Source organism: Leptolyngbya sp. DQ-M1 (assembly GCF_039962505.1).
Taxonomy (GTDB): domain Bacteria; phylum Cyanobacteriota; class Cyanobacteriia; order Leptolyngbyales; family Leptolyngbyaceae; genus Leptolyngbya.
The window spans coordinates 208,964-221,971 of the sequence record NZ_JAMPLJ010000006.1 but is presented as its reverse complement, the minus strand read 5'-3'; the positions used below and the strand labels follow the sequence as shown (position 1 = coordinate 221,971).

Genomic DNA, 13,008 nt, shown 5'->3' with positions numbered 1-13,008 from the left:
TTTGAATTGAGCTTGATTAAGAAGTAGACTGAGCGCAAGTCTAGAGTTCTGAGTCCATTTCCAATGGACTTGCGCCGATTAGCCCGAACTTTCAGTTCAGGGCGGGATGTGGCAACGACGAAGACTGCTCAAGCATCCTCCTAGTAGCAAGCGCATGAGCTAGTAATCATCGAGTTGTACTGAATCAAGTCGTACTTAATTCAGTCTCCCCCTTTTTATAGGGGATCGCTCTGTGTGAGGGAGATAACCTTAAAACGATTCGTAAGACAACGAATTTTTTGGAAACTTTATTCCTCACAACACTTTGGAGACTCCTTTTATGACTTCGATTAATACAAACAATACCGATCGAGCCGTCTCAGAATTTCAAAAGCTGCCGATCGAGGAGCAACTTGTCGCACTCGGAACGCTATTCAAAGAAGTCTCTGGATCAGTCCCGTCCTCAGCTTTGAGTACCTCGTCTAGCAACGAAATTTCGACGCTGATCAGCGAACTTAAGTCCCAGCGCCAAGACGAACAACTCCAAACGCTCGGAGATTTCTTGACGAATAAGGTTGATCATTTTGATGGCGTTGCGCTCGATCCACATCCGAGCAAAGCTCTGTTAGAACTGCTTCCCGGTAGCACTCAACCGCCGCTCGCACGCTACGAAGCGTTAGATGCAAACTCTCGGATTGCATTCTGGTATCAACTCGGTCAAGAATTTAGCAGCAGCATTCCGACCAATGCTCAAGTGTCGCCGAAAGCAACTGAATTGCTGTCTTCGGTACGATCGCTCAGTGCGGAAGAAAAAGCCGCTTTCCTGGGTCAACTCGTATAGATGAATGAAGCGCGATCGTAACCCACGCGATCGCGCTTTCTTGCAGGTCTTATTCGATTTGGTTAGTCTATGGAAGTGCGTATCTTCCTGGAACAATGCTGCAAATTTCTAAAACGATCGCCATCCCCGACTCGGAGATTGAACTGAGTGCGATTCGTTCTCAAGGTGCAGGCGGACAAAATGTGAATAAAGTGGCAACTGCAATTCATCTCCGGTTTGATATTGCGGCTTCTTCGCTGCCAGAACGGATCAAAACTCGCCTTCTGGAGCGAAATGACAATCGGATCACCAAAGATGGCATTGTGGTGATTAAAGCGCAATCACAGCGTACACAAGAGCAAAATCGCGAAGAAGCTTTGAATCGGTTAAAAGACCTGATTAAGAGCGCGATCGTCGTACCAAAAAAACGGAAGCCTACAATTCCAAGCCGCAGTGCTCAGGAAAAGCGGCTCGACAGCAAAACTAAGCGAGGACACATCAAAGCGCTCAGAGGCAAAGTGACCAACAGCGATTAGAACACTCGATAGTAAGACAGCACTTCAAACAACAACGCAGCGACAATCGGAACAACGATCGGAATGATCACCACATATCCCCATTTGTCAAACTGGATCGGTTGATCCTTTGGCTTCAGAATATAAGCCCCTGCGGCGATCCCCGCGATCGTGCAAAAGATGCCAAACACCAGAAAAATAATGAATCCTGACTGCGGTACTCCCATGTTGTCTCGGTAAGGAACAAGTAAGTAATAACGCTTCAGCATAGTGTGATCGGATCTTTAAGCTTCTCTAGCTATTGATAGGTTTTACCAGGTTGAATGGGAAGTTGAACCGTGAATCTTGTCCAACCCTGATCGCTACTGACTCCGATCGTGCCTTGTAGCGATTCAACTAATTTTTGTACCAGCGCAAGCCCTAGTCCTGAACCCCCTTGTTTCCAGGGATCAGCGTTAGGAACCCGATAGAAGCGCTCAAAAATTCTCGATCGCGCTTCTGGGGGAATTTCAACTCCCGAATTTTTGATGCTAAGTTCCACATGAGGCGCAATCCAGTCTGCAAACACGATAATGTGCTCCGTCGGTGGAGTGTATTTGCAAGCATTGTTGATGAGTTCTATCAGAATTCGCTCTAGTGCTGCATGATCGCTATGCAAAACGGGAAGCGCTGGACTGATCTCAAGTTCAAGCGTTTGTTGTCGCGATTCTGTGCGACGAAAAAATGGTTCTAGCAGTTCGGGCAGCCAAGTTTCGAGATCGATCGGGGTCACGTCAATCAATTGTCGTCCGGACTCTAGACGTTGCAGATCGAGTAACGTATTCACTAATTCGGATTCGCGATCGCATTCGGCATTCAGTATTTTAATGTATTTCTCTCTCTGTGATTCCGTCTTTGCAATCCTAAAAAGCTGTAATGCCATTTTCATGTTGGTCAACGGCGCTCTCAATTCATGAGAAACGGTACTTAGATATTCATCTTTCAGTTCGCTAAGCTGCTGTAACTCTTCAACCTGGTCGTCTAAATTAAGTTCGATCGTTTTGTAAATAGTGATATCTTCTAGCGTCATCAAAATACCATCAGCGCGAATTTCTAGCGGTTCGATCTGAAGCCGAAACCAGCGCTCTTGTCGCAATTGCTCTGTTGCAATTCGATGGGGATGTTGCAGAACTTCTTGCCATTGTTCAGGATTAATCCAATTCGGAACTAAAATCGGTTCAAGGCAACGACCCGCTTGAATGTTTAACATCGAAGCAGCGATCGCATTACAAAACCAAACTCGCCCCTCTAAATCACACGCCACTAAAGCAATCGGTAAACAATGTACAATCGTAGCTTGCGTGGCTTGTGATCGTCCTAACTGATCCACTAGCGTTGTTAATCGCGTTAACTCTTGCATTGATGCAAACTGAGCCAGGTTTTCCGCATCCTGGGGTTCCGATTCGATATGATAGCGTTGCTGAATCTGTTTGATCTGCTGTTCTAAATTCCTGTGAATTCTTGATCGCTCAATCAGTACCGTCGCGATCGTACTTATCGTAATCAACCCAATTGGCGGAAGAATTGAAGGCAAATAGTTTGCGTTTAGCAATGCAAGACTTGTTCCAACCCAACCTGCTACCGCAACTGTCGCGATCGCAAGTTGAATTTCTGTGCGCCAATAGCTAAGTAATAAACTAAAACTAAGACTCCCGATCGCAGAGATCAAGAGTAACAGCACGAACGGGGGCTGTATCGGAGTTAAAAGATTGCTCTGTAATAGGTTATTGATCAGCGTCGCTTGAACATGCACACCGCTTGCAGCAGGATTGCGGTCAAACGGAGTTGGATGTGCATCGATCGCCGTCGCCGTCACTCCCACAAGTACAAGTTTGTCTCGAAACGCCGAATCGGGAATTTCTCCGCGAATCACCCGCGCAAATGAATACTGTGGCGCTGCATCAGCCTGTCCTACCCAGTTCAGCCAAATGCGCTGACTAAAATCAGGGAGCGCGATCGCCTCTCGCAGCATTGAATAAGTCAGCGTCGCTGCGATGCCAAATGCCCAAACCTGACGGAACTGCGGCTCAATCGATCGTGCAATTCCATCTTCGTCTGACTGTATCCGAATATGTCCACTTGCCACGGTTGCTGCCTCAAGCTGCGGAACCGGAAGCAACGGTAAACCACCTTTACCCTCTGCTTGCGTCAAAACGACTCGATTTGATCGTGCGATCGCCGCTGCAAATGCAGCATCCTCCGGAGTTAATTCAGAAAACAAAACGTCGATCGCAATCACACCTGCATCTGCTTCGGTCAACCGATCAATTAATTTGACATATTGCGTTCTCTTCCAAGGAAATCGCCCGAGTTGCTTAATGCTGTCATCATCGATCGTCACCAGCACTAGGCGATCGTCCCATTGCCGCTCCCCCCGTAACCGAAACAAGGCAGAATACGCCACTTGCTCAAGCGGCTTGATCCACCCGAAATTGATCGAACCCATCACCAGACCAAGAGCGATCGCACCTGGAAGCAAGCGCCATCCAGCTCTACTCAAGCGCCAGTTCATAAGTTTGAGACTTGCCTAATGGAGTGATTACTTCCACCTTAACCCGTAAAAACGAGACAACTAAAAACCCTGAACTGCGAAACGCACCATTGCGATCGAGAATTTGGGGAACTTCGTTGATTCTGACGATATTGACTGGATCGACACGACCGACAATTTGAACCTTGCGGACTCCACGATCGATCCTCCTGACCAATTGCGCTCTTAACGTCGTGTCATTCCGCAACGGCACCGCAGGCGAGGGACGCTCTCCCGGAATGGTTAGATTCTGAAATCCACGCGGCACCCAAACTCGTCCCCCTCGCGCCGCTGTCACCACCGCACCCGTTAGGGTTGCAATTCCTGTCTTACCGTCCGGTTGTACTGCAACCCCAAAATCTGTACCCCGTACTCCACTGAGTCCAGCAGGCGTTTGAATCTCTAGCTGAGATCCACGATTGGTAAATCGCCGAAGTTTCAAGCGCACTTGTCCGCGTGTGACATTGAGGTGAGTGATTCTACCGTTATTACCTGCGACCTCTAATCGCCGTACCCTTAATCGAGTTGATTCTAGAACGTTAATGACTCCGACCCCTGTGTCTAGCAGCAAATCAGCCCTCGAATTCACTCCGGTTGTGATGCCCTCACCGATCGCTTGAAGTCGATCGCCTACTCGCGCAGGTCTTGATCCAGAGGGACGATCGTAATTTACACTGCCAACCATTCGCTGAACGAGTAGCCAGCGATCAACCCGAACTCGCAAATCTCTCGTTTGTGCGAGGGCAAAAGTTGGAATACAGCAGGCTAGAAAAATGCAAGATAGGATAGACGCTCTCATGAGAAATTTTTTGCATACTTCTAAATTAATGCATCTTTTATTCCATCAAAATGTTTAGCTCTGTAACATTTAAAGCCGCTCTATTCTGTTAAGCGAATTGCTCAGGCGTAATTAAATAAATTGATACAAAAGTAATGCAAGGACGGCGCACTGATGAAGTTCTTTCTAAGAGTTGGGATTGGCTTTAGTCTATTTTTTCCACTTTCGGCTCGGCTTGTTGAGGCGGCCACACCTCGATCAATTGATCAACAAGTCAACTGTGAAATTCTCGTCGTGGGCGCTGGAACCGCAGGAGTCGCGGCAACTTACGAAGCATTAAAGGCAGGGCGTACCGTTTGCCTGACAGAGATTACTGACTGGATGGGTGGGCAAGTTTCGGCTCAAGGAACCTCCGCACTCGATGAGCGAGCAACGCAGCGATCGCGGCTATTTTTTCCACGCGGCTACACCGAATTTCGACAGCAAATTTTAGCGCAAAATGGGAGCAGAAATCCGGGAGCTTGTTGGGTGAGTCTCGTGTGTTTTATGCCGAAAGAGGGACACGAAATTCTACAAATGATGTTAGGAGAAGCAGCAAAAGAAGGCAAAGGCAAGCTTTATTTCTTTCCAAATACAGTCGCAAAATCGATCGAAACTACTGGGTCGCAAATTCAATCGATTCGTGCGATTCAGCACCGACCCGCGCCCAACGCCGCACCCCTCAATACTTATCCTTTATCACAAACGATCGTCGATAGCTATACCGAGCAAGATTCGCCGTTATTGCAAAAGAAAATCATTCAGTTCGTTCCCCCGGCTTCAGGAAAATGGTATGTGATCGAGGCGACCGAAACCGGCGAACTCGTTGCTTTAACCGATGTGCCTTACCGTTTAGGGTTAGATGCACGATCGTATGTTAATCCCTCGTCGTCGAGCGAAACGGATTATCCTTACTGTCCGCAAGGCTACACCTACACCTTTGCGATGGAGGCAACCGCAACTCCACAACCTGCGACACCTCCCGATTTTTACCCCCGCTACTCACAGTCCTACAGCTTTAATGACCAGCGTTATGCAGAGACACCTGAACTGGTGTTCACCTACCGCCGCATTCAAAGTCAGGTTCCGGGCGCAGGAAGTCGATCGGTGAATCCCGGTGATATTTCAATGCAAAACTGGAATTGGGGCAACGATTACGCACCTGGAACAAGCCTGGATAACTACATTTTGTCGCGTGAACAACTGCGGGCTTCTGGGCAACTGAATTCGGGGAATTGGCTCGGTGGGTTGCGCGTGGACGGATTGCGCGGCGGTGAAGAGCAAGCGATCGGCTTTTTCCACTGGTTTCATTCGGGCACAACGGATGCGAAACTCTCGACCAAGAAGCCTTTTCCAAATTTGCGCTATCTGACTGGATTCGATTCCCCAATGGGCACAGCGCATGGGTTATCCAAATATCCCTATATGCGTGAATCTCGCCGGATTATTGGGCGACCGGCTTACGGATATGCAGAAGGCTTTGCGATCGATGAAGTCACGGCATCTCGAAAAGACTTTAGCGAAGAGTATTATCAGAATTTGGGCGATCGCACATTTCGCAATCTGGCAACGGCGATCGCGGGACTCCGAACGATCGACGTGATTCGGGGTCGCATTGACCCGAAAACTGTGAAAACCTTGGGTCGATCGCACATTTATCCAGATAGTGTCGGCATCGGACATTATCCGCTTGATTTTCACCCTTGTATGGTGACTTCTCCGCCTGAAAAACCAGGCAATCAAGAGCGTCCGGGAGAGCGGCAGGGTGCAGATGAAACCTATCCATTTCAGATTCCACTGCGATCGATGATTCCGCAAAAGCTAGACAATCTGCTGGTTACGGGGAAAAGCATTGCGATGAGCCATATTGCGGCGGCAGCGTATCGGGTGCATTCGATCGAATGGTCTGCGGGTGCGGCGGCGGGAACCACGGCTACTTTTTCGCTGGAAACTGGCATTGCACCGTTTCAACTGGTGGAGAATTTACCGAATCCCAGCCCGAATTTAGAGAAATTGCAACAGCGCTTAAATGCAAACAATAATCCGACTGCGTTTCCAGGGACTTCGATTTTGAACACAAATTGGCAGAACTGGAAATAATAGTCTTTATACGGAATAGCTTTTTCAACCAAAGTTGAGGATTTAATGGCAACGTCGCTGCTACCGTCTCATCCGAGAGCCGCAAAAGTCATTCACGATTTAAGTTGGGAGCAATTTGAGGAACTCGATCTCTCTTTAGTTCGATGAGTTTTTCGCTTCGATTTGAGTCCGTTCGCCCCCTAAATCCCCCAGAATGGGGGACTTAGATAAAGAGCAATTCCCCAAGTTTTGGAGGTTTCCTACCTTTCAAAGTCCCCCACGAGTGGGGGATTTAGGGGGCTGCCCACTGCTCCAAACGCAGCCAAGAACTTATGTCGAACTCACGCGAACTTAATATCCGGCTGCAACGCCTTCTCCACGCGGATCAGCCGCACCCTCGATCGACCCATCCGGCTGAACCACGATCGCGTTTGCATTTCCCCATTTTCCGCGTTGTTGAATTTGATGTCCTCGACGTTGCAATTCTGCGATCGTGAGTGGATCAAGTCCCCATTGCTCAACCATTAATCGATCCGGTTGCCATTGATGATGAATGCGTGGGGTTGCGATCGCTCGACGCACATCCATGTCATACACCAGAACATTGAGAATGGTTTGCAGAACGGTTGTGATAATCGTACTGCCACCTGGCGCACCGACCGCCATTTTGAGTTTTCCATTTTCGGTGACGATTGTGGGAGTCATGCTCGAAAGCGGGGTTTTCCGGGGTGCGATCGCGTTCGCTTGACCTCCAACCAAGCCAAACGCATTCGGGGTATTCGGTGCGATCGCAAAATCATCCATTTCATTGTTTAAAACAATTCCGGTTCCTTTCGCGACAATCCCCGCACCAAATCCGAGATTGATTGTAAAAGTGAGGCTAACGGCATTGCGATCGCGATCCACGATTGTTAAATGACTCGTTTCCGTTGATTCTCGCGATAGCTTTTGTAAAACTGCTGGATCGCCTGGTTTAATTTGAGTTGCAGCCTTTTTCGGATCGATTTCTCGGCGGCGAATTTTGGCATATTCAGGACTAATCAGCGCAGAAACCGGAACTTTGACAAAATCCGGATCACCGAGATAAGTCGCACGATCGGCGTAAGCAATTCGCATTGATTCGATCAGTAAATGCAACGCATCAGGATTACGCCAACCCATCGATTTAAGATCAGTATCGCTAATCAGATTGAGAATCTGAAGCAAATGCACTCCACCCGAAGAAGGCGGCGGCATCGAGCAGACTCGCGCTTGTCGGAAATTGCCGCAAACGGGATCACGCCAAATGGGGCGATACTGCTTGAGATCTTCCAGCGTCATCAATCCCCTATTGGCTCTCATATCCCGCACGATCGCACTCGCAATCTTGCCCTGATAAAAACTATTCGGATCTTGAGCGATCGCCCTCAAAGTCGCGGCTAACTCCGTCTGTCTGAGAATTTCCCCCGGTTGATACGGCTTGCCATTGCGCGTAAAAATCTTGCGGGCTTCCGCGTTCTGAAGTTTGCGCGATTCGGTTGCTTGGGTGAATCGATAACTCACCGCAAATCCAGATTCCGCCAGAACGATCGCAGGCGCAACCACCGTCTTCCAAGGCAATTTTCCATACTTCTGGTGCGCTTGATAAAGACCCGCGATCGTTCCCGGTGTCGCCACAGCTAGGTATCCATCCGTACTCGCGTTCGGACGCACTTTCCCCTGAGCATCTAAATACAAATTCTGGGTTGCTTTAATCGGGGCACGTTCGCGAAAATCAAGCGCTTTCATCTCATTGTTCCGCGCCTGATAAAACAGCAGAAATCCACCGCCCCCAATCCCCGCACTAAACGGCTCTACCACTGAAATTGCTAACGTTGTCGCGACTGCTGCATCGATCGCATTCCCTCCCCGTTTGAGAATATCCAGCCCAACTTGAGAAGCCAAAGGATGAGCGGATGCGACCATGCCTTGACGAGTACGATCGAGCGGAACCGACTGCGATCGGGCGATCGGCACTGGAATCACAACACTGATAGCAATCAAACCAGAAAGAAAAAAGCGCTTCATCATGCAAGTTGTAAAAAGATGCGGTATCGGCAAAATTCAGTAGTGCTTTAGCATACTGTGAAGTAGACCGCAAGATTTCAAGGCACTGCCAGAAAGTCTACTTAAGCAGTAGTAAATATACGAGTATTAAGCCTGTATGTACGCAAATTCAATCCAATGTTTCCAAGAATTTGCGTAGGACAGAATTAGCCAGTATGGAAATAATTAGGACGCGGTATAGTCCAAAGTCAAACGTTTTTCCTTGGAAAAGCTGCGTTATTTCGGCTATGTCGCCTTGTGTTCGTCGAATTGAGAATCATATGTTGAAAACAAAAGTCTCGATGGATCTGAAGCCTCGCAGATCCCTTCTACTGCAATTGGGCTTAGCATCATTTGGTGCGATCGCCGTATGGTCTTTCTTGTCCGAGCAAGCCCTTGCTTTAGTAGGGATTAATTTTGGAGGGAGTGTAAATCCCTCTCCAACCAACTGGACTAAAGTAACTACAACGGGAACCTTTAGCAATCTTATAGACGACTCAGGAACGCCAACTGGAGTCAGTCTTACCGTCTCTGGTTCCCCCACGCCATTTTCCGTCAATACTGCGTCGAGTTCGATTCCTAGCGATGCTCCCTCGCTGAGTAATTTAAGGTCTAACTTTTATGCTTTCAGCAATGGCGCAACACCCGCAACACTACAGCTAACCTTCTCAAATTTGCTGCCGAATACCTCCTATGGTCTTTACACCTTTGGTCTGCGGGGGGGTGGAGTTTCACAGCAAACTGTCACCATTACTGGCGCTAGCACTCAAAGCTTTCTCCAGACTGCGCCAGCAGACACGCTTGCTATTAACAACCAAGTTGGCAACAGCACCAGAACCTTGCAGAGCTATGTTCTACCTGTGATATCAAGTTCATCTGGTACCATTGCTCTCAATTACGCTGGTGCACCTTCCGGATTATATACTGTCGCCGGGGTGGCGATCGATCCCCCTCCCCCCGTCCCTGTTCCTTTTGCCTTTTCACCATTGCCTGGATTGCTTGCAGCTTGGGGTCTGCGAAACGGCAAACGCACATTGAAGCAGTTTGCAACTCGGAAAGCATAAGTTCCAGTTCGGTTCGCTTTACGTTCAAAACAGTAGAGCGAACCTTTGCAAAGCTTTAAATCCACCGAAGCACAGAAAGCAAAATGAGCCGCGCGATCATACCAAGTTCACGATCGCGCAACTGATACAATCTTTTAACGCAGGAAGTCACCAGAATATTTTTGCAACGATCGCAACACTCTCGATTACACTGAAATCTCAGATTTTCAAAATCTTGCTTCATCGAACGAAGAATCACGGCTTTCAATCGAGGAATCTACCTTATGCGTCACGGTCGATCCGCAACTCCCCTAAACCCCAAGCTGCAACAAGCACTAAGCTGTCTAGATTTGCGCCTAGAAGATGAACTCACGCGCTATCGTCGGCAACGTGCGGGATTAAGCGTTGCCCCGATCGTTCTGCGTCCAAAGCAACCGCAGAAAAAACCGCTCGAACTCGCAGCAGCAAACGAGGCGGAAGCGCCTGCTATCCCTCAAGCCCCTCCAAAAGCGATTTCGTTCGATCTCGGTGCCTCTTCTATGTCGGAGCAATCGATCTCCACAGCAGACACCGACGAGAGCGCAATGATTCCCTACGAGCCAGAAATCGCAGGTGCCGCCCTCTTTGAGATTGCCAACCCCGGTGAGCAAGCGCCTGCTGAAGATTACCTCGAATCGTCTGAGCAATTGCTAAAAAGCCTCAAGCGCGAAGAAGCCAAAGTTGAGGTCGAGCGCGGATTTCTGCAAAGCTTATCGACTCCGCTTGGAATTGGCTCGATGCTGACGCTGCTTCTCTCTAGCGCCATGTTGGGCTATGGGATTATGAATCCCTCAGCTCTGAGTGGCATTGCTCAAAAAACAACCCAGCCCGAAACCACAGAAACATCAGCCCCCCAAGAAACCGCATCCAACAGCCTTCCGACTTCTCCGCGCCTCGATCGTGATGAGTTTTCCGACTTGGGACTCGACACGCTAACAGCACTCAGAACAAAGCCTTCACCTGCTGCGATCGCGCCTTCTCCCAGCCCGTCTCCGACCGTATCGCCTGCTGCACCGAGCGCGATCGTTGCTCCTGCTGCGTCTCCGTCTCCTGCTCCGGTGACAAGCTCTTCGATGCTGCTACCTTCGGTTACTGTTCCAAAGACCCCGAATCCCTCTCCCCCTACCGCAGCCGAAAGCTTGCAGTACAAAGTTGAAATTCCATTTACCGGAGATCAATCTTTAGCAACCGCCCGTCAAGTGGTACCCGATGCCTTTGTTCGCTCTGACGGTAAGATTCAGCTTGCAGCAACCTTGAGTGAAGAAGCTGCCCAAAAGAAAGTCCAAGAATTAAAAAATCGCGGACTGACGGCAGAAATTCGCAAGCCGCAATGAACGATCGTTAGATTGCGAATATTTTGTGAAAGGCAGCCTAAGAAACCAACCCCCGAAGCCAATTCAGCTAGAGAGATGCTGTTACGAAACTGCTAAACGTCCTTATCTGGCCAGCAGTGCTTCTGTTCATCCTGATCCGATTTGGTTGAGACTTACGTGATTTCTTCTCAAGTTTGGGTGAGTTATCCCTGAAAGGAGCTGGATTTGAGGCTTCTTTAAAGAGAAAACAGGCTGAAGTTTCTGCTACTTTGGCAGCGGCAGCCGCGTCTCGTTCTGATGGAGATACAAATCGTGAGAGTGCTGCGAAAGCAGCAAAAATAGCCGCAGATATTGTTTCTGAAGTCGTTACACCTCGCGTTATCAGACGTGCAAGTAGGTCAAATGAGTTGTTTGAAATGGTGCTGTCTACCCTAGGTCGCGCAGTATAACAACTGCGGTGCAACGGGTTGACCGAAGCCGCTTGGGTGAGATGAGAGGTATTGGCAACCGCTGACCCGAACCGTTAGGCTGATTTGCGGTATGAATTAAGCATCCCCAAATTGCTGAGTTAGAACCAAGAAGGGTTCAAGCATTTCTGCTTGAACCCTTCTTGGTTAGGTCTAACCTCTACAGGCAGACTACTAACTCAGCTTCGATATTTAGTAGCTACGAGAGAAGTTATTGCCGCTTCTGCGATCGCCACGATCTTCACGGGGCTTGGCTTTATTGACCTTCAAATCGCGACCCATCCACTCCGCACCGTCTAGTGCTTCAATGGCAACCGCTTCTTCAGAATCTGCACCCATTTCTACAAAGCCAAAGCCGCGCATACGACCAGTTTCACGATCTACGGGAAGCTGAACTCGCTTTACGGATCCATATTCTGCAAATACAGAAGTCAGATCGGCATCAGTAACGTCATAGGACAGATTGCCTACATAAATTGACATAGCTTGTCTCCAAAGATTAAAGGATGTGTAGAGTAAATTTTCGGAGAGAAGTCTGTCAATGGAAAAACTTGAAAACTCGTTAATACTAGAAACAAATGTTGCTAACCGATATCTATGCTCTGAAATCAGTCTAGCACGTTTAAAAAGCTTCTGGGTGTTTTGAGGTTATGAGATCAACGAAATTTATTTAGTGAGTATTTTTACTTATAGTTGATGGGTAGCCTAACAAGTCGCTGCACCGGAACGCCGCAAAGCGGTGGTTGAGATGCAATAGTTATAGCTATTCACGTCCGGTGAGCTGGGTCGTTATGCGGCTTAATTTACAGGTGTGGAAGTTCCTAAAAGTTTTCTGTTTTACAAGACAGAAGGTTGATAAGCCAATCGCAAAAAATATTACTGAGGTAATGCCGGTCTGGATGTTTGAACACAGTTTCTCCAATCCTTGCCCTGGAACAGCAGGTACATCTCGGAGCAAGTCGGGTTCGTTGTGTACAAAGGTAATTTGCAATGTCCCGACTAGCTCTTGCTCTTTCAGCATCGAGTCATGAACAGGCATGAGCTGCTTCAGGCTCTCTTGGCTCAACTCTAACCCTGTCTCCTTCAGCTTTGCAGAGAGTTTGTCCAAATTAGCGATCGGAACCTGGAAGTTAATACAGATTAGAATATTTGAGTACAGGTGGAAATCGGTAATCCAGGCTCCTGCTTGATTAATCGCCTCACTTACACGATCAGTGATTCCAAGCCGTTCTGCTCTAGTAAATTCATCCAAGCGTAAGAACTGTTGCCTAAACATAAGCTAATCTCCACTGCGAATCAGCGA

General features: G+C 48.4%; 12 protein-coding genes. 6 read left to right on the top strand and 6 right to left on the bottom strand.

Translation table 11 applies throughout. The features are described from left to right. Positions 1-319: 319 nt before the first annotated feature. Positions 320-820 carry an orange carotenoid protein N-terminal domain-containing protein gene (locus NC981_RS19185; RefSeq protein WP_348244406.1) on the top strand — a complete coding sequence of 167 codons (501 nt, stop codon included), beginning with the start codon at positions 320-322 and terminating at the stop codon, positions 818-820. Positions 821-915: 95 nt separating this feature from the next. Further along, positions 916-1,335 (top strand): alternative ribosome rescue aminoacyl-tRNA hydrolase ArfB, encoded by a 420-nt coding sequence (gene arfB / locus NC981_RS19180; protein WP_348244405.1) that lies wholly within the window; start codon positions 916-918, stop codon positions 1,333-1,335. On the opposite strand, the gene NC981_RS19175 is transcribed toward arfB, so the two are convergent. From NC981_RS19175 to NC981_RS19165, 3 genes are read right to left on the bottom strand one after another with little or no spacing between them, the layout of a single operon-like run. Next, positions 1,332-1,583, bottom strand: coding sequence for a hypothetical protein (locus NC981_RS19175; RefSeq protein WP_348244404.1), 252 nt, complete (start codon positions 1,581-1,583; stop codon positions 1,332-1,334). The two genes, arfB and NC981_RS19175, sit on opposite strands and share 4 nt — an antisense overlap. A gap of 29 nt (positions 1,584-1,612) precedes the next feature. Further along, positions 1,613-3,865, bottom strand: coding sequence for a CHASE2 domain-containing protein (locus NC981_RS19170; RefSeq protein ID WP_348244403.1), 2,253 nt, complete (start codon positions 3,863-3,865; stop codon positions 1,613-1,615). Next, positions 3,846-4,682, bottom strand: coding sequence for a FecR family protein (locus NC981_RS19165; protein WP_348244402.1), 837 nt, complete (start codon positions 4,680-4,682; stop codon positions 3,846-3,848). Before NC981_RS19165 ends, NC981_RS19170 begins: the two co-directional genes overlap by 20 nt. Positions 4,683-4,835: 153 nt before the next feature. Here NC981_RS19165 and NC981_RS19160 point away from each other — a divergent pair, with 153 nt between their 5' ends. Next, positions 4,836-6,800: an FAD-dependent oxidoreductase gene (locus NC981_RS19160; RefSeq protein WP_348244401.1), complete on the top strand. Its 1,965-nt coding sequence runs from the start codon at positions 4,836-4,838 to the stop codon at positions 6,798-6,800. A gap of 330 nt (positions 6,801-7,130) precedes the next feature. Here the strand turns inward: NC981_RS19160 and ggt are convergent, their stop codons facing one another. Beyond that, positions 7,131-8,828, bottom strand: coding sequence for a gamma-glutamyltransferase (gene ggt / locus NC981_RS19155; protein ID WP_348244400.1), 1,698 nt, complete (start codon positions 8,826-8,828; stop codon positions 7,131-7,133). Between the two features lie 296 nt (positions 8,829-9,124). Between ggt and NC981_RS19150 the strand changes: the two genes are divergently transcribed. The 3 genes from NC981_RS19150 (at position 9,125) to NC981_RS19140 (ending at position 11,687) form a co-directional block, all read left to right on the top strand. Next, on the top strand, positions 9,125-9,907 hold the full coding sequence (locus NC981_RS19150) for a hypothetical protein (protein WP_348244399.1): 783 nt from the start codon (positions 9,125-9,127) through the stop codon (positions 9,905-9,907). Positions 9,908-10,170: 263 nt separating this feature from the next. Further along, positions 10,171-11,259, top strand: a complete 1,089-nt coding sequence (locus NC981_RS19145) for a hypothetical protein (RefSeq protein ID WP_348244398.1) — start codon at positions 10,171-10,173, stop codon at positions 11,257-11,259. 173 nt (positions 11,260-11,432) lie between these two features. After that, entirely contained in the window at positions 11,433-11,687 is a 255-nt protein-coding gene (locus NC981_RS19140; RefSeq protein ID WP_348244397.1) for a hypothetical protein, read from the top strand. Positions 11,688-11,897: 210 nt separating this feature from the next. Here the strand turns inward: NC981_RS19140 and NC981_RS19135 are convergent, their stop codons facing one another. Then, positions 11,898-12,188: an RNA-binding protein gene (locus NC981_RS19135; protein WP_348244396.1), complete on the bottom strand. Its 291-nt coding sequence runs from the start codon at positions 12,186-12,188 to the stop codon at positions 11,898-11,900. 280 nt (positions 12,189-12,468) lie between these two features. Beyond that, the gene (locus tag NC981_RS19130; RefSeq protein WP_348244395.1) at positions 12,469-12,981 is read right to left on the bottom strand and encodes a hypothetical protein; all 513 of its coding nucleotides are present in this window, start codon (positions 12,979-12,981) and stop codon (positions 12,469-12,471) included. Positions 12,982-13,008 lie beyond the last annotated feature (27 nt).